General features: G+C 59.4%; 23 protein-coding genes, 1 tRNA gene and 2 pseudogenes. 16 read left to right on the top strand and 10 right to left on the bottom strand.

The annotated features are described in order from the left end of the window. Window positions 1-3: 3 nt before the first annotated feature. From QCM77_RS10835 to QCM77_RS10820, 4 genes are all read left to right on the top strand, one after another. Complete coding sequence (locus QCM77_RS10835; protein ID WP_279683352.1) at window positions 4-1,878, top strand: integrase; 1,875 nt, start codon at window positions 4-6, stop codon at window positions 1,876-1,878. Further along, window positions 1,868-2,350 (top strand): hypothetical protein, encoded by a 483-nt coding sequence (locus QCM77_RS10830; RefSeq protein WP_279683350.1) that lies wholly within the window; start codon window positions 1,868-1,870, stop codon window positions 2,348-2,350. The genes QCM77_RS10835 and QCM77_RS10830 overlap by 11 nt, the downstream gene beginning before the upstream one ends. 87 nt (window positions 2,351-2,437) lie before the next feature. Continuing rightward, window positions 2,438-3,088: a plasmid pRiA4b ORF-3 family protein gene (locus QCM77_RS10825; RefSeq protein ID WP_212237177.1), complete on the top strand. Its 651-nt coding sequence runs from the start codon at window positions 2,438-2,440 to the stop codon at window positions 3,086-3,088. Between the two features lie 115 nt (window positions 3,089-3,203). Continuing rightward, window positions 3,204-4,979, top strand: a complete 1,776-nt coding sequence (locus tag QCM77_RS10820) for a ParB/RepB/Spo0J family partition protein (protein WP_511337192.1) — start codon at window positions 3,204-3,206, stop codon at window positions 4,977-4,979. Window positions 4,980-5,039: 60 nt separating this feature from the next. On the opposite strand, the gene QCM77_RS10815 is transcribed toward QCM77_RS10820, so the two are convergent. Continuing rightward, complete coding sequence (locus QCM77_RS10815; RefSeq protein ID WP_279683345.1) at window positions 5,040-5,324, bottom strand: usg protein; 285 nt, start codon at window positions 5,322-5,324, stop codon at window positions 5,040-5,042. Window positions 5,325-5,583: 259 nt separating this feature from the next. On the opposite strand from QCM77_RS10815, the gene QCM77_RS10810 reads away from it, so the two are divergent. Further along, entirely contained in the window at window positions 5,584-5,901 is a 318-nt protein-coding gene (locus tag QCM77_RS10810) for a co-chaperone GroES (RefSeq protein WP_279683343.1), read from the top strand. A gap of 35 nt (window positions 5,902-5,936) precedes the next feature. Further along, window positions 5,937-7,586, top strand: coding sequence for a chaperonin GroEL (gene groL / locus QCM77_RS10805; protein WP_279683341.1), 1,650 nt, complete (start codon window positions 5,937-5,939; stop codon window positions 7,584-7,586). A 209-nt stretch (window positions 7,587-7,795) separates the two neighbouring features. Here the strand turns inward: groL and QCM77_RS10800 are convergent, their stop codons facing one another. After that, a complete protein-coding gene (locus QCM77_RS10800) occupies window positions 7,796-8,005 on the bottom strand; it encodes a hypothetical protein (RefSeq protein ID WP_148750781.1) in 210 nt (69 codons plus the stop codon). 658 nt (window positions 8,006-8,663) lie between these two features. Between QCM77_RS10800 and QCM77_RS10795 the strand changes: the two genes are divergently transcribed. Further along, a complete protein-coding gene (locus QCM77_RS10795; RefSeq protein WP_279683336.1) occupies window positions 8,664-9,824 on the top strand; it encodes an IS30 family transposase in 1,161 nt (386 codons plus the stop codon). A gap of 469 nt (window positions 9,825-10,293) precedes the next feature. On the opposite strand, the gene QCM77_RS10790 is transcribed toward QCM77_RS10795, so the two are convergent. Further along, window positions 10,294-10,512, bottom strand: coding sequence for a hypothetical protein (locus QCM77_RS10790; RefSeq protein ID WP_279683334.1), 219 nt, complete (start codon window positions 10,510-10,512; stop codon window positions 10,294-10,296). A 230-nt stretch (window positions 10,513-10,742) separates the two neighbouring features. On the opposite strand from QCM77_RS10790, the gene QCM77_RS10785 reads away from it, so the two are divergent. Continuing rightward, window positions 10,743-10,952, top strand: coding sequence for a hypothetical protein (locus QCM77_RS10785; RefSeq protein ID WP_279683332.1), 210 nt, complete (start codon window positions 10,743-10,745; stop codon window positions 10,950-10,952). Between the two features lie 22 nt (window positions 10,953-10,974). Next, a pseudogene (locus QCM77_RS10780) lies at window positions 10,975-11,148 on the top strand (SOS response-associated peptidase); the annotation flags it as partial. 392 nt (window positions 11,149-11,540) lie between these two features. Here QCM77_RS10780 and QCM77_RS10775 read toward each other — a convergent pair. The 6 genes and pseudogenes from QCM77_RS10775 to QCM77_RS10750 form a co-directional block, all read right to left on the bottom strand. Then, window positions 11,541-11,771 (bottom strand): hypothetical protein, encoded by a 231-nt coding sequence (locus QCM77_RS10775; RefSeq protein WP_279683330.1) that lies wholly within the window; start codon window positions 11,769-11,771, stop codon window positions 11,541-11,543. Then, window positions 11,771-12,007 carry a hypothetical protein gene (locus tag QCM77_RS10770; RefSeq protein WP_279683328.1) on the bottom strand — a complete coding sequence of 79 codons (237 nt, stop codon included), beginning with the start codon at window positions 12,005-12,007 and terminating at the stop codon, window positions 11,771-11,773. Before QCM77_RS10770 ends, QCM77_RS10775 begins: the two co-directional genes overlap by 1 nt. A 235-nt stretch (window positions 12,008-12,242) precedes the next feature. Further along, window positions 12,243-12,437 (bottom strand): annotated as a pseudogene (locus QCM77_RS10765) (hypothetical protein); the annotation flags it as partial. Window positions 12,438-13,096: 659 nt separating this feature from the next. Then, window positions 13,097-13,399, bottom strand: a complete 303-nt coding sequence (locus QCM77_RS10760; RefSeq protein WP_279683326.1) for a hypothetical protein — start codon at window positions 13,397-13,399, stop codon at window positions 13,097-13,099. Between the two features lie 126 nt (window positions 13,400-13,525). Further along, window positions 13,526-14,203, bottom strand: a complete 678-nt coding sequence (locus tag QCM77_RS10755) for a hypothetical protein (protein ID WP_279683324.1) — start codon at window positions 14,201-14,203, stop codon at window positions 13,526-13,528. A 477-nt stretch (window positions 14,204-14,680) separates the two neighbouring features. Continuing rightward, window positions 14,681-15,256 (bottom strand): formyltransferase family protein, encoded by a 576-nt coding sequence (locus QCM77_RS10750; protein ID WP_279683322.1) that lies wholly within the window; start codon window positions 15,254-15,256, stop codon window positions 14,681-14,683. A 1,187-nt stretch (window positions 15,257-16,443) separates the two neighbouring features. Between QCM77_RS10750 and QCM77_RS10745 the strand changes: the two genes are divergently transcribed. From QCM77_RS10745 to QCM77_RS10720, 6 genes are all read left to right on the top strand, one after another. Beyond that, window positions 16,444-17,901: an MATE family efflux transporter gene (locus QCM77_RS10745; RefSeq protein ID WP_279683320.1), complete on the top strand. Its 1,458-nt coding sequence runs from the start codon at window positions 16,444-16,446 to the stop codon at window positions 17,899-17,901. Between the two features lie 287 nt (window positions 17,902-18,188). After that, complete coding sequence (locus QCM77_RS10740) at window positions 18,189-18,461, top strand: hydantoinase/oxoprolinase N-terminal domain-containing protein (RefSeq protein WP_279683318.1); 273 nt, start codon at window positions 18,189-18,191, stop codon at window positions 18,459-18,461. A gap of 52 nt (window positions 18,462-18,513) precedes the next feature. After that, the gene (locus QCM77_RS10735) at window positions 18,514-18,843 is read left to right on the top strand and encodes a MerR family transcriptional regulator (protein WP_462804309.1); all 330 of its coding nucleotides are present in this window, start codon (window positions 18,514-18,516) and stop codon (window positions 18,841-18,843) included. After that, window positions 18,744-19,055: a helix-turn-helix domain-containing protein gene (locus tag QCM77_RS10730; protein ID WP_279683317.1), complete on the top strand. Its 312-nt coding sequence runs from the start codon at window positions 18,744-18,746 to the stop codon at window positions 19,053-19,055. Before QCM77_RS10735 ends, QCM77_RS10730 begins: the two co-directional genes overlap by 100 nt. Before the next feature lie 236 nt (window positions 19,056-19,291). Further along, on the top strand, window positions 19,292-19,426 hold the full coding sequence (locus QCM77_RS10725; protein WP_279683315.1) for a hypothetical protein: 135 nt from the start codon (window positions 19,292-19,294) through the stop codon (window positions 19,424-19,426). 82 nt (window positions 19,427-19,508) lie between these two features. Continuing rightward, window positions 19,509-19,787 (top strand): hypothetical protein, encoded by a 279-nt coding sequence (locus QCM77_RS10720; RefSeq protein WP_279683313.1) that lies wholly within the window; start codon window positions 19,509-19,511, stop codon window positions 19,785-19,787. A 401-nt stretch (window positions 19,788-20,188) separates the two neighbouring features. Here QCM77_RS10720 and QCM77_RS10715 read toward each other — a convergent pair. Continuing rightward, window positions 20,189-20,263 (bottom strand) — tRNA-His (locus QCM77_RS10715). 13 nt (window positions 20,264-20,276) lie between these two features. On the opposite strand from QCM77_RS10715, the gene QCM77_RS10710 reads away from it, so the two are divergent. Further along, on the top strand, window positions 20,277-20,468 hold the full coding sequence (locus tag QCM77_RS10710; RefSeq protein ID WP_279683311.1) for a hypothetical protein: 192 nt from the start codon (window positions 20,277-20,279) through the stop codon (window positions 20,466-20,468). Window positions 20,469-20,775 lie beyond the last annotated feature (307 nt).

Genomic DNA, 20,775 nt, shown 5'->3' with positions numbered 1-20,775 from the left:
ACGATGGCGACTTCCACGGCATTCGCTCTTCCCGCCGCGACACGCTCGCCACTTCGGATCTCGGCACGCTCGGTGTGGTCGGATCAGGTCTGGCATCTCGACGGATACCGCCCGGGCGGCAACCGGAGTGACTTCTCGCTCGACTGGGGCTTTATCCTTGCTGACGACAGCCGGTTCAGCGATCCGCACTGGACAGATTGGCGAGAGGCGGCAAAGCTGTTCCTGTGGAGCCTGAAGCTGGACCCGCCGCCCGGCCGTCGCAATGTCCATGAAGCAACCATCGTCTCCGTCTTCAAGGATTTGCGGATACTGATCCGCTGGATGGCAGCGCAAGGATATCGGCGCTTCGTCGATCTCGATCGCGACGCTTGCGAGCGGTTCTTAGCATCGATGGCGACGCGCCCGGGCAAAGAGACGGATAAGCCCTTGAAGTCGGGGACGTTGCAAAAATACGCCAACCTGCTGACACGTCTTTACCTGCAGGGGGCGAAGTTCCCGGAAGTGGCGATCGCTGATCCGTTCCCGGGCATTGGGAAGCCTGTGCTCCGTCATGATCGCGGTTGGCTGCCCTATACGCCCGATGAGATCGCCGTCCCGCTGGTCTCGGCGGCGTTGCGACTGATCGGAGCCCCGGCTGATGATGTCATCGCGTTGCAGACGCTGGCGCAGACCGTTTATGACGATGCGCTTGCGCAGGGGATCAGCCAGACGAAGGCTGGCTTTATCGTGACCGATGCGATCGCCGCGTTCACATTCTCGACGTTGCCCGGCGAGGACGCGCCATGGCATGCCGTACCTGTCAGCAGCACCAAGCAGGTGCGGTATCTTGTCGATCGTATCTACGACGCCTGCTTCGTCGTCATTGCCTATCTGATCGGCGCCCGGGTCTCGGAGATTATCGGGCTTCAAGTCGGCTGCATCGAGCAGCATCCCTCAGGTGATGGCAGCGAACGCTTCGCCTATCTCGTTGGCCGGATCTACAAGACAGCACGCGGCGCGGATGGCGAGGCCCATCGCTGGGTCGCGCCGCCGCCGGTCGAACGCGCCATCCTGGTCATGGAACGGCTGTCGGCCCGCTTGCGCGCCCAAAGCGGGCGGCCCGATCTCTTTCTGGCGATGGCCAGCAACGGCCTTATTGGTCCCGCGGCCCGGATTAATTTGCCCGTCGTCTCCACGATCATATCGCGGTTGAACAACCAGTTCGCGCCGTTCATCGCTCTGCCGCATCATCAGGGTGAGCCCTGGCATCTGAACACGCATCAGGGCCGAAAGACCTTCGCCCGCTTCGTCGGCAAGCGCGACCGGACCGGCCTGCATGCGCTTCAGGCGCACTTCGGTCATGTCACCCGTGCGATGACCGATCGCGGTTATGTTGGGACCGACTTCGCTCTCGACGACCTGATCGATCGCCATGCTCAGGAGGAAACGCGCGCCGCTCTCGAAGAGGTGCTGACGGCGACAGCGCTTGGCGGCAAGGGCGGGCGGATGATTGCCGCTCGCTCGCAGTTCCGGGGACGCACGCGTGACGGCGATGCCCAGGCCTACGTCCGCTTCCTGATGGAAGAGACTGATCTCCGCCTCGGAGTCTGCGACTGGGGCTATTGCGTCTATCGCGTCGAAACGGCGGCCTGCTTCGGCGATGAAAAAGGGCCGAACCCCGTGCTGAGGACTGAAAGCACGTGTCTCACCTGCGCCAACTTTGCCGTTACGGCCAAGCATCGACCGGTCTGGCAGGCGCGCCGCGATCGCAATGCCGATCTTCTCGCTCATCCCGGCCTCGACCCGGTCAGTCGCGAGCTTGCCGAGACACGGATTGCCGAATGCGACCGCATCCTCGGCGATCTCGATCATGGAAAGGATGCACGCGATGACGCGTAAAACCGGCAAAATGCCAGCGCCGACGCCGCACGAAAAACGGCTGCGCAACACGGACCGCAAGCTGCGGGAGGCTCTGGAGCGCCTGATTAAGGGACTGCCCACACACCCGGACCTGCAAAAGCGGTCCTACCGTCTGACCGTTGCCACGCTCGCACGTGAGGCGCGTGTCGGCCGCAACGCAATCTACACCAATCATCGTTCGATGATCGACGAGTTGCGTCGCGCCAGCGATCGCAGGATCGTCCCCGAGAAGCTGGCGGCCTGGGAAGACAAACTCGCCCAGCAGCGCGCTCTGATCCAGGTCTTGCAGATCGAGGAGCGGCGTATGGTGACGGAAAATGCCGTCCTGCTGAAGCGCATCCTCGAAGCCGAAACGGAGGTTGAGCGGCAGAAGCGTCATAATGCCCGCCTGATCACTGAGCGCGATCGCGCCATGAAGCCGGTGGCCCTCCCGCGTGGGCCAAAATCCTGACGTCGTTTACGATTGCCGGTTCGTGTCGCTGCGCTCGTCGAAGGACAATTGTCGCCCCATCCATTGCCTGCGACAATCATGCGCGGCATGATCTGCGGCATGCTTGACCCCTTCGATCCAGATAGCTTCATTGTGCGCGCCGAGGTTCATATCCTTGGCATCGAGCCCAAGATCAGCCGCACTCTCGAACTGCCAATCACTCTCAACCTCGCCCAACTCCACGAGGTGCTGCAGGCCGCCTTTGGCTGGACCGACAGCCATTTGCATCACTTCAATATTGGCGGTCTTATCTATGGAGCCCCGGAGTTCGATGAGGACGGTCTGTCCGACAGCCGGACCTTCGAGGCGACCGAGGTCAGGATGATCGACCTTCACTTTCCCTACGATCCCGAGGAAAACCCTCTCACGATCCTCTACGAATACGACTTTGGCGATAATTGGCGTCATCTGCTGCGCTTGGAGCGCGTCGCACGCGAGGAGAGCGCCAAATATCCTCGCTGTATCGCCGCCGCACGCTCAGGACCTCCCGAAGACGCTGGTGGGCCTTCAGGCTATGCCAACTTCCTCGAGGCCTGGCTCGACCCCGACCATGAAGAACACAAAGCCATGCATCGATGGGCTGGCGGCAAGTTCCACCCGGAGTCCTGCAATCTCGACGACATCAACAAGGCTATCGCCAAAGCACTACGCTTATCAAAGGGCGACTATCGCTTCCGTCGAGAAAGCCATCGTGATTGACACCAAACGGCAACGCTTCAGCGCCAAAGATACACCCAAAATGCAAGGCGCAACCAGAAAGGTAAAAGAATCAACGCCATACAGCTAACAGGACAGTTGACGCATAACCTAAGGGCTGCATCCGCTCGACCAGTTCCGCGCCTTCCAGGCTCTGCGCGACAAGGGCCGGACCGAGGAGGACATCGCCGCTGCCTTCTTCACCTCGGTCAATGTGGTGAAGCAGCGCCTGCGCCTCGCCTCGGTTTCGCCCGCGCTGCTCGACGTCTATGCCGACGACGGCATGTCGCTCGAGCAGTTGATGGCCTTCACCGTCACGCCGGATCATAACCGTCAGGAGCAGGTCTGGCAGGCGATCTCCGGCTCTTGTCAGAAGGAGCCCTATCAGATCCGCCGCATGTTGACGGAGAAGACGGTGCGCGCCTCCGACCGCCGCGCCGTGTTCGCTGGTCTCGACGCCTACGAGGCGGCCGGTGGCGTGGTGCTGCGCGACCTATTTCAGTCCGACGACGGCGGCTGGCTTGAGGACGTCGCTCTGCTCGACAGCTTGGTTGCTGAAAAGCTGAGGCAAGAGGCGGAAACGATCGCCGCCGAAGGCTGGAAGTGGATCGAGGTCGCGATCGACTTCCCCTACGGCCATAACCGTGGCTCGCGAGAGCTGGATGGTGTGCCCGCCGCTCTCACCGCCGAAGAGCAGGCGACCATCGAGGCGCTCAAGGCCGAATATGCCAGGCTCGAAGCCGAGCATGACGGTGTGGACGAGCTGCCCGACGAGGTTGACCAGCGACTTGGCGAAATTGAGACCGCTCTCGCCGCCTTCGACGATCGACCCATCACCTATCAGCCGGCCGACATCGCTCAAGCGGGTGTGTTCGTCGGCATCGATGCCGAAGGCACGCTCTTGGTTGATCGCGGCTACGTCCGTCCCGAGGACGAAGTGCGCGTGACCGAGCCAGAGCAGAACAGCGACGGCGAACCCGCTGCCGCGGCCCTGGACGGCGCCGAACCATCAGCACCGGCTATCCAGCGCGCCGTCATTATCGGCGGCCAAGTCGCGGAGCCCGAGGACGAGGATGATGATGCGGTGAAGCCGCTGCCGGACCGCCTGCTGACCGAGCTCACGGCGGAGCGGACGCTGGCGCTGCGCGACAAGCTGGCGATCACGCCTTCGGTCGCTTTCCAATCGGTGCTGCACAAATTCTGCATGGACGTCTTCTCCCGCTACTCCTCCAACGGGACGGCGATGGAGGTCTCCGTGCGCAGCGCCGACTTCCCGGTGCAGGCGCAGGGGCTGAAGGACACGCCGGCGGCCAAGGCGATCGACGCGCGCCACAAGACCTGGGAGGAGCGCCTGCCGAAGGACAAGGCCGACCTTTGGGATTGGCTCACCGGCCTCACCGGCGACGAGCAGGCAACGCTCTTTGCGCACTGCGCCTCATTCGGCGTGAACGCGCTCTACGAGAAGGGCGACCGATACGGCGGCGGCGCCACGCCGCACACAGTCGAGCAGCGCATCGCCGACGCCGATCGTATTGCTAGCGCCGTCGATCTCGACATGGTGGAAGCCGGCTGGCGTCCCACCGTCGAGAACTATCTCGGCCGGGTCCCGAAGCGCCGCATCCTCGAGGCTGTGCGCGAAGGCGCCGGTGAGCGGGCGGCCCAGCTCATCGATCATCTGAAGAAGGGCGACATGGCCAAGGAGGCCGAACGCCTCCTGGCCGAGACCGGCTGGCTGCCCGAGCCACTGCGGATGGCCGACGTCGACCAGGCGGCAACCGCCGACGCCGTGGAGCCCGAGGGCGATTGCGAGACGCTGCCGGAATTCCTCGCCGGAGACGGCGAGGAAGCTCCGGCCGATGAAGCGGACGAGCCTCACATGATCGCGGCCGAATAACTCGACTACGCGGGGCGGCTTCGGCCGTCCCGCGTCTATTCACTGCCATTCACATTTGCGTCAATGCAATCGAATGACACCGTCGATGGCGTGCAATTCCGCTGGCTTGATTAGCTTTGAATGAGCCACGGAAACTGCGAACAGCGGACCATCGAGCGTTGTCTCCCAGAAAGTAAGGAAATCCTTCAGCGCCGGAAAGTCGGGAAACATATCGTAGTCCTGCCAAACGTATGTTTGTAGCAACCAGTGACGATCTGGACGTCTGTAAACTATTTCCGCCGTCGTCAGCCCGTAGCCTAGGACTTGCTTACGAAAGTCGTTTGAAACGTTACCTTTCGAGACCATCTCAACCTCCAGCCGCCTTAAAAGCGATGCAGGCTGTCAACTCCGCGAATCTCGAAACGTTCAATAGGTGACTATATTCAACGCGGTAGCAGCATCGGCCTTTGCCTGCTAGCGATGTCGGAACCCATTTCCGGCAGCCAACGGCTAACGTCTTTGGTCGGCGCCCTTGTATCTCACTCTTACAGGCTTATACAGGTGACTGGCACTCGCTACTTGCGACTGCCAATCCAAAATTAATATGCAAAACAAGGAGGATCGCATGAAATTCCGTCCGCTGCACGATCGCGTCCTGGTCAAGCGCATCGATGCCGAAGATAAAACCGCTGGCGGCATCATCATTCCGGACAGTGCCAAGGAAAAGCCCTCGCAGGGCGAAATCACCGCGGTTGGTCCGGGCGGCCGCGACGAAGCTGGCAAGCTGATCCCGATCGATCTCAAGGTCGGCGACCGTGTGTTGTTCGGCAAGTGGTCCGGCACCGAGGTCAAGCTCGATGGCGAGGACCTGCTGATCATGAAGGAGAGCGACATCATGGGCGTTCTCACCGACATGCCCGCCGCCAAGAAGAAGGCTGCTTGAGCGCCTAATCCGACAACATTTCAAGGAAATACATCATGGCTAGTAAAGAAGTTAAGTTCGGCGTTGAGGCGCGGGACAAGATGCTGCGCGGCGTCGACATTCTCAACAACGCGGTAAAGGTCACGCTCGGCCCCAAGGGCCGCAACGTCGTGCTCGACAAGTCGTTCGGCGCTCCCCGCATCACCAAGGACGGCGTCACCGTCGCCAAGGAAATCGAGCTTGAGGACAAGTTCGAGAACATGGGCGCGCAGATGGTGCGCGAAGTCGCTTCCAAGTCGGCCGATGCGGCCGGCGACGGCACCACCACCGCGACCGTGCTGGCCGCCGCCATCATTAGGGAAGGCGCGAAGTCGGTCGCCGCCGGCATGAACCCGATGGATCTGAAGCGCGGTATCGACCTGGCGGTGGAAGCCGTGGTCGCCGACCTCGTCAAGAACTCCAAGAAGGTCACCTCGAACGAGGAAATCGCCCAGGTCGGCACCATCTCCGCCAACGGCGATGCCGAAATCGGCAAGTTCCTCTCCGACGCCATGAAGAAGGTCGGCAACGAGGGCGTCATCACGGTTGAAGAAGCCAAGTCGCTCGAGACCGAACTTGAGGTCGTCGAAGGCATGCAGTTCGACCGCGGCTACATCTCGCCCTACTTCGTCACCAACGCCGACAAGATGCGCGTTGAAATGGACGACGCCTACGTCCTGATCAACGAAAAGAAGCTTTCTCAGTTAAATGAACTGCTTCCGCTATTGGAAGCCGTGGTGCAAAGCGGCAAGCCGCTCGTGATTATCGCAGAAGACGTCGAAGGCGAAGCTCTCGCCACCCTCGTCGTCAACCGTCTTCGTGGCGGTCTGAAGGTTGCCGCCGTCAAGGCGCCGGGCTTCGGCGATCGCCGCAAGGCCATGCTGCAGGACATCGCGGTTCTGACCGGTGGTCAGGCGATCTCGGAAGATCTCGGCATCAAGATGGAGAACGTCACCCTCGCCATGCTCGGTCGCGCCAAGAAGGTGATGATCGACAAGGAAAACACCACCATCGTCAGCGGCGCCGGCAAGAAGGCCGACATCGAAGCGCGCGTTCAGCAGATCAAGGCGCAGATCGATGAAACCACTTCGGACTACGACCGTGAGAAGCTGCAGGAGCGTCTGGCCAAGCTCGCAGGCGGCGTCGCGGTGATCCGCGTCGGCGGCGCGACTGAAACCGAAGTCAAGGAGCGTAAGGATCGCGTCGATGATGCTATGCATGCAACCCGCGCGGCGGTTGAAGAAGGCATCGTGCCGGGCGGCGGCGTCGCTCTGCTGCGCGCCTCCCAGCATCTGAAGGGGCTGCGCACAAAGAACGACGACCAGAAGACCGGCGTCGAGATCGTGCGGAAGGCGCTGTCCTGGCCGGCGCGCCAGATCGCGATCAACGCAGGCGAGGACGGTTCCGTCATCGTTGGCAAGATACTTGAGAAGGACCAATACTCCTACGGCTTCGACTCGCAGACTGGCGAATACGTCAACTTGATCACCAAGGGCATCATCGACCCGACCAAGGTTGTTCGCGTAGCGATCCAGAACGCGGCCTCAGTGGCAGCGCTGCTGATTACCACCGAGGCCATGGTGGCCGAAGTGCCGAAGAAGAACGCAGGCGGCGGCATGCCAGCGGGCGGCGGGGGAATGGGCGGAATGGGCGGAATGGACTTCTAAGTCCAACCGTTCAAAGCTCAACAATAAGAAAGGCCCGGCAAAAATGCCGGGCCTTTTACGTTGGGATGCTTTCAATCATTAGAACGACTCGAAGACGAAACGGATCAATTTGGGACCAGTTCAAGAGCGTTCTGGAAGACGACCCAGGAGCCCAGGGGCTGCCGCAAAACTGCCGCGGCTGAATAGGCCCTCTGCAGTAGACCACAGCCCTATCGCTTTTTCTTCTTTCCAAAAATGTCGTTCCAGTTGTCCTTGTAGGCTTTGGATACCGGCTTCTGACCCTCGCCCATACCTTGCTTTTTTGGTGTAGCGTCCGGTTTGTTTTCCGTCTTGGTAGAGGATTCCGGCTTGGCTTCGACAATTTTGTTCTCGGTGATCGGTTTTTTCGGCGGAGTGTCTTTAGCCTTATCAACTGACATTGTTTTTCCTTATAGGCATATTTTGCCTCAGAGGCCCTTTGATTCTGCCGTCGGATAGAGGGCGAACAGGCAAGCACCCGTTTGGCTGGTAGTGGGTCAGTTAGAAAAATGCCCCCCAAAAGAAATCGCTTGGTTAATGCGGGTGGGGAGCTACTTCTTTTTGTAATCATCAGGAACTGGATTCCAGCCACGCAACCGGTTGTTCATACGCCTCACGCAATCGGCGTTAAGCTGATGGGTCATATCTTCGACCTAAGCAACAGGAATAGGGCGCTATCACCCTCGACTTGGGCCGTTTCGCGCGATGTCGCATAGCCAGACATTATCGGCGCATCACTTTCGCAGACTTGCCACTCCCACCGCGTTGGGTTCACGGCGGCTAGTTTCACTTCAAGCAGGTGCGAGCGAGGGGCATTTGCCATCCAACGAATATGCGCTCCGCCCGGCCTCTTTTCCAGCCCGGAAGTCCGCCACAATCAAACCCACTACGGTCTGGCTATGCAGATCGGGAAATCTAGAGCAACTCCTGAACGATGCGCGGGCAGTGAGGATTGCAGTGGGATCCACTGGGTCGAGCCAGCAGCAAGTCCGGTCAAGTCCGGCGGTCTCAACCGATCGACGCAACACTTTATCTTAGAGGGAAAAGATGGAGTGTAGGATGGAACGGAGATTTCATAGAGGTTTTACCGCGGCAGAAAAGACGGAGTTATGGGACCGTTGGAAGCGCGGGGAGTCACTGAAGGCGATCGGGCGAGCTTTTGGTAAGCAGTCATCGTCGATCTATTTTCTGGTTGCCCCGCATGGAGGGTTTCGTCCTGCGGAGCGGCGTCGCTCCAGGTTGGCATTGACGCTTGCGGAACGCGAGGTGATTTCCAGAGGCGTTACGGTACGTCAATCAGCCCGGTCTATCGCCAAACTGCTTGGCCGCTCGCCCTCGACGGTGAGTCGTGAAATGAGCCGCAATGGCGGCTGTGATCGCTACCGGGCGACAGTTGCGGACGAGAATGCCTGGGCACGATCGCGTCGTCCAAAATGTTGTAAATTGGCGATCAATTCGCGGCTTCGGCAGGCCGTGGCAGGGAAGCTCAGATTGGATTGGTCACCCGAGCAGATAGCCGGTTGGCTGAAGAGAACGCATCCTGAAGACGAGTATAATCAGGTGTCACACGAGACCATCTATCGCAGCCTGTTTGTCCAAGCGCGCGGCGTGCTCAAGAAAGAGCTGCTTCGCCATCTTCGATCGAAGCGCTCGATGCGTCGCTCCAGACCGGTTGATCCGAATGGCGATAGACGGGGACATATGAAGGATGCCGTCTCAATCCGTCAGCGACCGGCTGCGGTTGAAGATAGGGCGGTGCCTGGCCATTGGGAGGGCGATCTGCTGTCCGGGCCGAACAACACCTACATCGCGACCTTAGTCGAGCGTCAAACGCGTTACGTGATGCTGGCCAAAGTGGCAGGCAAGGACACCCAGACTGTAGTCAACGCGCTCATCAAGCAGGCGAAGAAGCTACCAAAAGAACTGTATAAGTCCCTGACTTGGGACCGAGGCAAGGAACTGACGGATCATCGGCGCTTTTCGATGGCGACCAACATCGATGTCTATTTTTGCGACCCGCAAAGCCCGTGGCAGCGCGGGTCGAACGAGAATACCAATGGCCTGCTGAGACAGTACTTTCCAAAGGGCACCGACTTGTCGGTGCATTCGCAAGCCCATCTGAACAAAGTGGCTCGTCAGCTAAACGAACGGCCACGTGAGACCTTGCAATTTGAAACGCCAGCAGAGAGATTTAATGCCTGTGTTGCGTTAACCGGTTGAGCCGGCAGGGCGGAACTCCGACATCGCAGGTCCTTACGGTGAGACCTTGGGCGCGTCGTCGCCTCCGTTGTGCCCGCCATGCCAACCACTGCAATCTGTAGCGGCTTGCCTGTCCATCGTGGCCGGGCGGAGCAGTTGCCATTTCTGCTCCCACCATACTCTGACGGCGGCTGGGGGCCTGTAGAATGTTCGATGTGTATCTGAACACAAGCGTGATCTGTTGGTTGTGCGCAATGGCTTGCCAATTCCTTTTCCTGACGCGTCAGGCAGATGGCGTAAGAAGAAAAAAGTGGCGAGCGTCAGCGAGGACATTAACCTCGCCGTTCAGAGACAGGGCTACTACATGCGCAAACTAACGGATTTTAAGAAGCGGTAGTCCGCAAAGCGCATGTGCAACCTCTACAGCATCACCACGAACCAAGCCGCGATCATCGTGCTGTTTCGCGTCATCAACAGCTATGTCCGCAACCTACACCGATGCCCAGCGCCTCGCTGAACTATCCAAGTAGTGCAGTCGCTGGTCAGGAGGACGGACCCCGCTCATACGCGCCAGCTCTTGCTCCAGCTGCTCATTGAAGAGCATCAGCGCTCGAAGCGCACCGCGCAGATCACCGTCACAAGCGGCGACGATCTCATCGACGGCCAGTTCGTATTGATCTAGAGCAGAGTTGATGCGTTGGCGTGGCATACGAACAACATACAAAGAGAAACCTAAGTTGATCGTGCCAGCCCGTCGGTGATTTCCCCGCGATTCACACCCCGGCAGTGTTACCTCAGCTCGCCGTTAATTTGGGAGCGGCGAAGCAAAACTCGCGGGCGTTGCAGATTTACAACGGGCATTCGAGATACTAAGCTCGTCCATCGAGACAACCGAAATATATTGCATTCTTGTTTCAATATGATCAGCGGGGGCGAAAGATGTTTGATGTCTATCGCAATGACAAGCGCGACTTGCTCGTTCTAAGTACAGGCTCTGCCGTACCCATGCTTTGCTCTGCACATAAGTGGCGCAAGAGCAGGAAACGAGTTCTCAAGGTGAGCGACGAAATCAAGTCAGCCGTTCAGGGACAAGGCTATTACGTCCGCAGTCTGCGGGTCACCAAGGAGCGAATGATCGACGTCGAGTAGGTCGCGAGCCGGCGTTCTCCGTTTGCGCAATCTCTGTTCGATCACCACCAATCAAACCGCAATCATCGCGCTGTTCCGCGTCGTCAACCGCTATGTCGGAAACCTCGCACCGATGCCGGGCGTGTTTCCGGATTGCCGGCTCCAACGGTCCGCAACACCGAGACTGGACGCGAGGCTAAGCATGATACGCTGGGGCAATGCCGTCGCCGCCGCGCACAGGCGGGCCGCCGGTCACCAACATCCGCAACACGTCGTCGCCGCAGTGGCGCGGATGGAGGCCCGAGAACCCTGCCTTCGATAACTGGTCTCTCAATCCTCTTATGCCACTTAGACGTCGCTGAACTGAATACTGTCTCTTTCGCAGGCCGCACTGAATGAGGCCCGCGCGTTTGCGTGCTCAAAGCAAAATGCTTTTCCTTTCTCAGTTGCCTCCACCCACCAATCTGATTTCTGATCGCGCGCAATCTGTGCGGCATGTGTCCGCAAGCGATCTAGCTCTCGTCCAGATGCTCTGACGACTATACAATATGTCATTAAGCCCCTATCATGTTGCACACAATCAACCCAACACTGTAATAGAATTCTGCCCTAATCGGGTATGGTCCCACGTTCGCGCTTATCCATTAGCACCCGCTCGATGCGCTCGGCTTGTTCCTTGGTCAAATTGACCGCCACACCGGTCCCAACCATTGCCGGTCCCCTACGTTGCCGATCGTAAACCATCCAGCCCTTCGACCCTTGGCGAACCAAGAACCTGGACGGAGGAGACGCCTTGTCGCGCTCCTTCATTTCCGATCCCGCATGTTGATCATCGGCCATCACCTCAATCCTTCAATGAGCGCCCTCCAGCCGAGCGCATCGTTCGCCGTTAGCAGCGAAGCGCCAAGCGTTGCCAAGTAGTGTGGCACTTCGCAATCGGGACGCGCGTTCATATTGGCGACAAACGACGCGACCGAGTTCCTAAGATCGCCTCGGTCGAGATGATCGAAGGCACGTTGCTTGCATCGCTCGACATATTTATCGCGCGCCATCTCAATTAACAGGGAACGTTCCATTTCGCCTCCCCCAACCGGACTACTCCCAATAGTGGAGTTGGACCGGAGTGAATTTGGCCTGTCTGTTCGAAAGGTGACAAACGGATGCTCTTTTGATCGCAAGTGTGGGAACTAGGACACAGACACGCATCGCGACCGCACTGTCGGAGCCGGGTAGACCGTGGCACCAAGTCCAAGCCAGATACCCGGGCCGCATTTGTCTATAACGCCTTGGCAGGTTAGCTCGTCGCCCCTCATCCAACCGCGCCAGCCCAGCCTCGATCGCAACGATATCTTCCTCGATCCGCTGGATCGTTGTCCGGCAATCAAAACCGGTAAGCGCTTTTAGGTCTACGGCCAGCTTCCGGCGCTGCATGCGCAAATCGTCGAGAGCCCCTCGGTCATTCAAGCTAGCGTAACCGTCTACAAGGAGTCCAATCGCGTTTGGCATGCCCGAGCGCAGTCCTGTGCTCACCCCGCTAAACGCTTCAAAACGGCATCTCTTCGCAAAGTGTCTCCAGCAGCCGTCAAATGAGACCCTATGGTCAGACCGAGCCGACCTAACGTCAGGAGAGCAAGGGGGCTGCACGGTTCAATGGACAGACCGGCTCCCAATATCGCAATCGCGCGTTGTTCGTCCCTATCGAGATCGGCCCATGAGATGCCGTCCATGACGCGTCTCCGTCGCAAAGAACTATCTAAAATCCAAACGCATGACCAATTTGCCGCAGCATAGCCATCGCCGCGTACCGACCGTGGGTTAGGTATTAATCCACCTGCGCTGTGCTGATCAGCGCCACAACGACCACCGTGAAGCCCTTAAACATTGGGCCTCTCCTCTTTGAAGGAGATCACCAACCCCCGCGGTGCCCAGGTTCAAAACACTTCAGGAATTTCGGGCCGCAAATCGCGACTCATCTGCAATGGCAATATCGTGACAATAACTGGTGACAAAATGCTTAACTTGGGGGGGCGCCTCGCGAGGTAGCAGGCAAAAAAGCACCCCAGCGCACCTCTCGTGGCTCGAAATGCAGCGCGCGCGGCCAGACAATAATCGGCCCAGCCCGACCTCCGCGCGCTAATAACCCAGTGCCATTAGCGCGCCAGCGATCACTGAGCCGGTGCAGCGATGAAATTTCGCATTCGCAGTGTCTGTCTAAATTCAATTGCCTCGGCCACTTCGCGGAATTCAAGCAACTCTCCTGTCAATTGACCAAAATGGGCCTTCACCTCCAACGCGGTCGCGCAAAACAATTCGCGCCTACGATTCACCTCGTTCACGCGGCAGCCAGACATTAGATCATGCATGCACGACTCGATGCCAACGGCATCGTTTGAGAAGACGAGTGCATGAACGTCCACGGCGCTGCCCTTCCCGAGACTGTTGTTGATTGCGAGTATCAAATGCTGCATCGGGTCGCGTCGGCCTACGAGGCTGCGCGCATCGGCGCGAGACGTCCTCAACTCGCATATTTCAAGTTCACGCCATCAATCAGTTCTACTTCGGCAGCACTCGACTACTATCGGGGAGGCTTAGCGTTACAGTTGCTTTTGTTGCGAGCTTCTGACTCCATGGGCAACCATGATTCGAATGTCGCGGGCGCGGGCCGCGTCGGTTGAGGAGAACAAACCGTCATTTGCACTGTTGGACTGCTCGGCCTCGAGATCCAGCAGCCCGATCCGCCCGACCGGCTGCTCCGCATCGGCCATCACCGCACACAATAAATTTTGCAAATGCTGCGTCATACGGTCGATCTGCTCAGGCGCCAAGCGACTTGCATCAAAGTGCCATCGAAAGCTCCCATCCAGAGCGCAAACCTCAAACGTCAGCAAATGGCCCGACGGGACCGCTTCAGAACTCGGGCGCGAAGCCAGATCACCAGCAGCGGAATAGCCGTTTTCAGTAACCGTGACGCCTATGGGCCAGGGCCGGCACGATCGCAGCAGCTCCATCACCCGCAATGCCGGGCAGCGCGCGATCAGATCCCGCGCGAAGCTATCGTGCGCCCTCAGCTCGGCGCATTCGGCCGCAACCGTCCCGCGCACCCGCGCAAATTCATGAGCAAGGTCAATGGTTATTTCCATTGGCACGACAGAAGCGACAAGCACCTCCACCGCCTTCAACCCGGCCAGCGACCCATTCGGTGCGGGTGTCCACCCCAATTGAAGCTCTGATTCACCCGTGATGCGGGCGAGATAGATCTGTAAAGCACACAACTACTCAGTGCGATCAACTGGCGCCAACTCGGCCAAAGCACTTGGAAACAGCCAGGAACTCGACTGTCGTCCGGGGGAAGCCACAGCTTCTGAAGATGACGGGAAGGGGAGCGGCAATGTCTCAAACTGCTCAAGCCGCTGTCGCCAGAAACTCTCTCGAGGCGCCAACATTTCATGGGCAACAGTTATGCTGCGTGCCTCGTCATCGCTTAGAATCGGGAGGCGATCGCCTTGATCCAGATCGGAGCGCCTTGCAAGTGCGCCCGCGTCCAGAGCCTCACCATCCGAGCTGCAGAACAAACATCAACATCCTCTGTACCTGTCGCCACACGCCAGTGGCTGGATGGATTTCAAGCAGGCAACCTGCCGGAAAGCCCGAGCGCCGAGGCAGTGGCTCCAAGCACATGACTGTGACAACGTCATTCCCTACGAGAGCCTTGGGCAAACACAGCGGATTGGAATGATACAGCCCAAAGTCTAAGGCGCCCGCCATCGCGATAGTTCCTGCGCGGATCTATCCCATCGCAGACACCCCGAAGCATCCGGGCGGCGGCCGCTTGGAAAATAGCTTCTGTCCGCTAGCGCCTGCGAACGGGCGGCGAGCGTCCCGTTCGTTAAGCCAGTTAAAAGCTCGCGGAATCCCTCGTCTGCGGCTTCATAGCATTTGAGGGTCAGGCTTAACGCGGTGTCGGTGGGTCCAATCAGGACTTGGCGTTGAACCACCAGGTCACCCGTATCAACACCATGATCTATGCGATGCCACGTGATGGCATATTCGGTCTCTTGGGCCAGCAGCGCCCAAGACGTCGCATGCGTCCCAGCATAGCGTGGCAGCGGACCATCGTGGTAGTTGAACGCGCCTCGACGCACGCGTCGAAACACGTCTGCGGGCAATATGAACGGATTGGCAACGGAGAACATCCACTCCACCGGTTCGCTATTGACCAAGGCGGAGAACTCTTCAACATTCGCGACACACAAGATATCGGCGCGAGCAGCCCAATCGCGGAATAGGGCGTCGCCACACGATGCCGCGCCGATGACGTGGCCCATCTTTCTTGCCAGCAGCGCGCACCTGATAGCTAGCGTACCAGCACCGACAAAGACGGTAGAGCCGAATGGTACGGCCGCATCTCGTTGTCCAGCCCGCCGCCGGGTTCGCTACGCGATGAGGCCAACCCGCATGAGTCGTGATGTTCGTAACCCATGACAACACCTCCACGCGGATGATCCGCGTGGCCGCCGCGTTTCAACGGTCCCGCGATCGACTGGTGAACCCCATAGCATCCGCTCGTGAACTGATGGGATCCGCGAGACTTCGCGATTTACGTCGTCGCCCGTCACGCGCCGCAGCGTTTGGCGGAGACGCGCGCTGGCGTGCACCGCAGAAGACCGATGAGCCATCTTCACGCTCCAGCCTCTGCTCGAGGTCCACCAACTCTGCTTTACACCTGGCCACGTCCGATTGAGCGCGAAGGAGCTCGACCTTGAGATCTTCTCGTCGCCTCAATCGTTCTCGAAGGTCCCAACTGTCCTGCATCAGCCCATTGGCCTTTTACAAGCGAACACCGGTCTGCGGCCAGCTGTCAGCTTCGTAGGTTGACGTCTACCAGATCGATCATCTTTAACTGCTCGCATCACATCACTTCGAATGTGGTCCGCAGCACCTCTTTGAATGCCAGTATTCGTCTCGTACCGGGTACACAGGGCAATCCCGTCCTCGCCGGCAAACTGAAGCACCGTCAGATGAGAGCCTCGCCATCGAGGCGCGCGCGACGGACGCGGCAGCGTGGCATTTTGATTCAACCGAGCAAATTTCATCTGAGCTCTTGGATAGTTGCTGCGAGACCGGCATGGCCGTAACGGACCCCCCGCATCTCTAGCAACCGACGTGCCAAACGACGTTCTGCGAGCTTTCTTGAAGAAACAATGCGCCTCTCGCCGCGCTGGCTAAATACTGCCGTCTCACTGTCGCGTTTGGGACGTCGACGTCTTGAACCAGACACAGCTCAACGCAACAACACGGAACGTCATCGGCGACGATCGCTGAAACAAGAAATTGTCCGAGATCACCCTTGCGGTCAGAATTCTCGCCGCCATTTTCGAGTGGCTCGTCATCGCGTGAGAACATCGTGCAATAGACATCACGCTGCCAACTCGCAAGGGCGGGGAGGTTATTCTCTCAGTGAAGCAAGCGATCGGTTTGCTCGACCGATGCAAACCGGGGCAGCCTGACTTTCATGGAAAAAACAGCCGAAACAAAACCGGTATCATCGTGGCGTAATCGACTGCCGAAATGTGTAGATGGCCATCACCTCACGGCCGCACTCAGGGAAACCGCGAAACTCGCGTTGCCAATAGCGCTAACGCAGCTTGGGCAGATCGCGATGATGACAACCGATCTTGCCTACATCGGCCGCATCGGCACCGAGGCCGTTGCCGCGGCGGCGCTCGCGGGCATGGTCTTATCCGTCGTCCTCACCTTGGGATCTGGCGTGGTGTCGGCGGTGGGACCGCTCGCCGCGCAAGCGTGTGGTGCCGCCAACCCGGCTATGGTGCGGCGCTCGCTGCGCATGGGCCTCTGGGCCGCACTCGTCGTGTGGGTGCCAATTATGGCCTTGCCGCTAGGCGGCGAACAAATTGTGCTCGCGCTCGGCCACGGGCCAGCCACGGCACGGCTTGCTCAGCAATATCTGCTCGGACTTGCCTGGGGCGCCTTGCCGGCATTGTGGTTCTTGGCCATCCGCAGTTTCATGACTGCGGTCAACCGGCCCGCGCCAGTTTTATGGATCACACTCGCGGCCATCCCGTTCAATGCGCTGCTAGCCTATCTCTTGATCTTCGGCAAGCTCGGCCTGCCGCGTCTAGAATTGTTCGGGGCGGGCCTTGCGACGACGCTGGTGAACTGTGCGACCTTCTTGGCTGGTTTGTGGTTCGCCACAATGCGTCGTCCTTTCCGTGACTACCGCGTGCTCGCACATCTCTGGCGCTTCGACTGGCCGCTGATGCGGCAGATCTTCGTGGTCGGGACGCCGATCTCGATCGCCATTTTCATGGACTCCGGACTTTTCTCTGCTATGGCGCTCCTGATAAGCGTGATCGGCACCACGGCGGTTGCCGCCCACCAGGTCGCGTTCCAGGTCGTCACGATCCTGTTCATGATCCCTTTTTGCATCGGTATGGCGGCGAGCATTCGGGTTGGGCACGCAGTAGGTCGCAACGACGCCTCAGGCGTAACGCGGGCAGGTTTGGCCGCCATGTTGCTCGGGGTCCTGATCGCTGCAATTCTTACGCTTGCGGTGATCGCCGCGCGTTTTGAGATCGCCGCGTTGTTTGTCGGCAAATCGGCCAGCAATGCCGACGCAACGATCGGACTCGCTGCGAAGCTCATCTTGGTTGGCGCGAGCTTCTTTATTACCGATGCGGTGCAGAGCATTGCGGCGGGTGGACTGCGCGGCCTGAAGGACACGCGCGTGCCGCTCCTTTTCGCCGGCATCGCTTATTGGCCGATTGGTTTTTCCCTCAGTTACGTGCTCGGTTTCAAAATCGGCTTAGGCGCCATTGGCATCTGGATTGGCTTATCAATCGGGAAGGCCGTTTGCGCCGCCATCCTCGTCCTACGTTTCCAGCTTCTGACGAGCAGAGCCGGTTCTACAGAGGCCAGCGATGCTTCAGATCGAGCGCCCGACTCGGGCTAGGAGCCAATACTCCAGTGCCGCGCTCGACGACTGAGGGGGCGAGCTGATCACACGCATAAAAGCTTCTTATCGAAGCCTTGCAAGATCTTCCAACTAGAACAGACGATTGTCTTTCGTTGCACCGGACCGCGACTGTTACCCGACATTTTGCAGGTCAGCATTTGCGAATACGACATGGTGGGTACGAGACACGGTGCATTGGACGCCTCGAAATCGCAGAGCTAATGCAAGAATGCCTCTCACAAATGGGAGATGAACTCCATTTATAGTTCGACTGCCCGAAGCTCATGGGTTTTTCCAAGTTGACAATCTCGGCCCCGGGCTCGCGTCATGAGGTCGCCGCCGTTGGCTACAACTTCCGGCGTCTCCTCCGGTGGCTCAAGGCGGCCGGCATCCCGCTCGGCGACATCAGCTATCTGATGCACGACACGACGACCGCGACAAACGCCCTGATCGAGCGGAACTACCCGGCCGCCGCGTTCATCACGACAGAGGGCTTCCGCGACACGATCGAGATCGGTCGCCAACACCGAAAATTCCTGCACGACCCCACCAGTTGAAGCCCGAGCCTCTGATCATTGTCGGCGCATCTCAGAAATCTGAAATCACCCAATGTTCGAACCGCGTGAACCACTGCTTCAGATATCCGACGTCTCCCGGCGCGCTGGTGTGTCGGTTTCAACGATCCGGGTATGGGAATCCCAGGGACTTCTGTCTCCGGCCTACACGGCTTCGGGCAGACGAGCCTATCGGCAGTCGGACGTCGAGACCGCCATCGCCATCAAGCGCATGCGAACGGTGGCAGGAATGAAGATCCCCGAGATGAAGACACGCTTGCGTCCATGCCGCGCGAAGATGGCGAAGAGTCGTCCGTGGAGGAAAGCGAGACGCAGTCCGAGTTTGGTGCCGAGCTGCGGCGGCTGCGATTGGCGCGCAAGCTGACGATCAGGGCCGTCGCGGAAGCGCTCGACATCCATGCGTCGCTGTTAGCTTCCGTCGAGAAGACATCGCTCGGGGTCGACATCCCTTTGCTCAAGCGCCTGGCATCGTTTTACGAGGTGACGCTGGAGCAGATCATGGGCATCGAGCCGACCGCGCCCGACCGAGAGATCGTTACGCGAGAACAGGCGGCTGCTCCAAGACTGGGTACCTGACTGCGGGGGAAGTCGACGCCGAGCTCGAGCGGCAGGCCAACTATCAGGATGACGTCGGGCGCGAGGAGCGACGGAGGCGGCGCCAGGAGTTCTGGCGCAAGGTCACCTACCCGACCCGCTGGCCGGTCTTCCGTCTGCTCGAGCGGGTCCGGCCGCGCAAGGCGCTGAGTGTGCTGCACGACGACGAGATTCCATTCTGACGAGAGAGAACGACGATGAGCCTAATGGATATGGACATGCTGACGGCAGCCTTCCGGAGTCACACGGCCGGGCAAAACAAATTCATTCGCCGCATGGTTATCGCCCTGGCCGATATGTACGGAACAACCCCGCGCCAGCTGGTGCTTCGCTGCGAGCGATTGGGTTGCTGAAACCGGGCTCGTGGGATTGGTTCGTCGCCAACGGCGGGATCACGGCCGAACAGGTCGAAGAAGTCCGCGCAGGCGCGCGCTCATGATGGGAAAAGCAAAATGGACGCCCACGTCACGCGGTGACCTAGAGGCGGATCTCGTCCGTCGCTGGTACGAGAAGAACCGGGAAAGCTGGTGGGACCGAAACAAGCCGGGGATAATCGGCGCCGATCCCGATCGCGACGGCTCGCACGCCGACGAGTTCATGCTCAGATTCATCGGCGAGGTCCGCCGCGTCGGCAAGCTCTCGGATCAAGAATTGGCAGCGGTGGCGAAACCGAGCCGACATAACCGGTTTTGGAAGCCGGTGTCTTACTACTAGACGACACTCCCTTGGAGGATCAGATGATCGAGGAACAGACGTTCGATGCTCTGGAGAAATATTTCGGCACCACCGTTCACGGGTGGCCCTGCATCCCGCGGTAGCGCGCGCGGTGGTGGCAACGTCGAGCTCGCCTGGTCGACAGGCTCGTCGATGGCGCCCCCGCTGCGATCGGCCGCGGCCCCTACACAGCGGCGATGGGCCGCGTCTTCTGGGAGCAGGTCAGGTATGGCCAAGACGTCTGCGATGCCGGCGGCTATGACTGGCGCTGCTGGTGCGCCGCGCTTGGCCTACCATTCCGAGCTCCAACGCTCACCTACAGCGGCTATATGGCGCCCGGCAATAACCCGGTCTTTCTTGGCCTCGAACTGGCGGCAGGCAGCGATATGCCCGCTCTGTGATGGTACCGGCCCTCGGAGTCGAACCGAGATATCCGCGTTCACTACGCAGCGCTCGAACCATTGAGCTAAACCGGCAGGAGAAGAAGAGATGGCGACGAAAGAGCAGCGCGACGCTTCATCGGATATCATGAAGGCGGTCACCGCGCTGAACAACGCCCTGACCGAAGCCCATCGCGTCGATCTATTCGTCGAGCTCCGGCACAACGCCGGGAGCGGCGGACGCAACGGTGCCTACTACGTCGACAAGATCGAGACCCGCGAAGTGGTGCTGCCGTCATGACCATGATCGAAGTGATCCTCGCCGAGTTATATCGGCAGAGCGAAGCCGACAAAGGACCCGGAGGAATCTACGTCGACAGCAGACCACCAACGGACGATGATTGATGGTTGGGTCGACCTGGTCGCGCTCGTCGAGGCGATCGACAAACATGATACCGGCGCGTGCGTACCCAGCCTCTACCGGATGATGCCATATTCCCAGCAGGCGGGCGGCTATGTCGTTTTCCGGCACTGCTTCGACGTAAGCCGGTGCAGCCTCGGGGAAGGCGCGGCCGCTCATAGCGTGGCCTCATTCGTCACGGAGCAAG

Origin of the sequence: Bradyrhizobium nivariense (genome assembly GCF_029846695.2) — a bacterium.
Lineage (GTDB): Bacteria > Pseudomonadota > Alphaproteobacteria > Rhizobiales > Xanthobacteraceae > Bradyrhizobium.
Note: the sequence above shows the minus strand (reverse complement) of the source record. Positions and strands in the feature narration are given on the sequence as shown.

Coding starts and splice junctions, on each gene's coding strand:
- QCM77_RS10835 (WP_279683352.1), top strand. CDS start 4: ATGGCGACTTCCACGGCATTCGCTCTTCCCGCCGCGACACGCTCGCCA.
- QCM77_RS10830 (WP_279683350.1), top strand. CDS start 1,868: ATGACGCGTAAAACCGGCAAAATGCCAGCGCCGACGCCGCACGAAAAA.
- QCM77_RS10825 (WP_212237177.1), top strand. CDS start 2,438: ATGATCTGCGGCATGCTTGACCCCTTCGATCCAGATAGCTTCATTGTG.
- QCM77_RS10815 (WP_279683345.1), bottom strand. CDS start 5,324: ATGGTCTCGAAAGGTAACGTTTCAAACGACTTTCGTAAGCAAGTCCTA.
- QCM77_RS10810 (WP_279683343.1), top strand. CDS start 5,584: ATGAAATTCCGTCCGCTGCACGATCGCGTCCTGGTCAAGCGCATCGAT.
- groL (WP_279683341.1), top strand. CDS start 5,937: ATGGCTAGTAAAGAAGTTAAGTTCGGCGTTGAGGCGCGGGACAAGATG.
- QCM77_RS10800 (WP_148750781.1), bottom strand. CDS start 8,005: ATGTCAGTTGATAAGGCTAAAGACACTCCGCCGAAAAAACCGATCACC.
- QCM77_RS10795 (WP_279683336.1), top strand. CDS start 8,664: ATGGAACGGAGATTTCATAGAGGTTTTACCGCGGCAGAAAAGACGGAG.
- QCM77_RS10790 (WP_279683334.1), bottom strand. CDS start 10,512: ATGCCACGCCAACGCATCAACTCTGCTCTAGATCAATACGAACTGGCC.
- QCM77_RS10785 (WP_279683332.1), top strand. CDS start 10,743: ATGTTTGATGTCTATCGCAATGACAAGCGCGACTTGCTCGTTCTAAGT.
- QCM77_RS10775 (WP_279683330.1), bottom strand. CDS start 11,771: ATGGCCGATGATCAACATGCGGGATCGGAAATGAAGGAGCGCGACAAG.
- QCM77_RS10770 (WP_279683328.1), bottom strand. CDS start 12,007: ATGGAACGTTCCCTGTTAATTGAGATGGCGCGCGATAAATATGTCGAG.
- QCM77_RS10760 (WP_279683326.1), bottom strand. CDS start 13,399: ATGCAGCATTTGATACTCGCAATCAACAACAGTCTCGGGAAGGGCAGC.
- QCM77_RS10750 (WP_279683322.1), bottom strand. CDS start 15,256: ATGGGCCACGTCATCGGCGCGGCATCGTGTGGCGACGCCCTATTCCGC.
- QCM77_RS10745 (WP_279683320.1), top strand. CDS start 16,444: ATGGAAAAAACAGCCGAAACAAAACCGGTATCATCGTGGCGTAATCGA.
- QCM77_RS10740 (WP_279683318.1), top strand. CDS start 18,189: ATGGGTTTTTCCAAGTTGACAATCTCGGCCCCGGGCTCGCGTCATGAG.
- QCM77_RS10735 (WP_462804309.1), top strand. CDS start 18,514: ATGTTCGAACCGCGTGAACCACTGCTTCAGATATCCGACGTCTCCCGG.
- QCM77_RS10730 (WP_279683317.1), top strand. CDS start 18,744: ATGCCGCGCGAAGATGGCGAAGAGTCGTCCGTGGAGGAAAGCGAGACG.
- QCM77_RS10725 (WP_279683315.1), top strand. CDS start 19,292: ATGCTGACGGCAGCCTTCCGGAGTCACACGGCCGGGCAAAACAAATTC.
- QCM77_RS10720 (WP_279683313.1), top strand. CDS start 19,509: ATGATGGGAAAAGCAAAATGGACGCCCACGTCACGCGGTGACCTAGAG.
- QCM77_RS10710 (WP_279683311.1), top strand. CDS start 20,277: ATGGCGACGAAAGAGCAGCGCGACGCTTCATCGGATATCATGAAGGCG.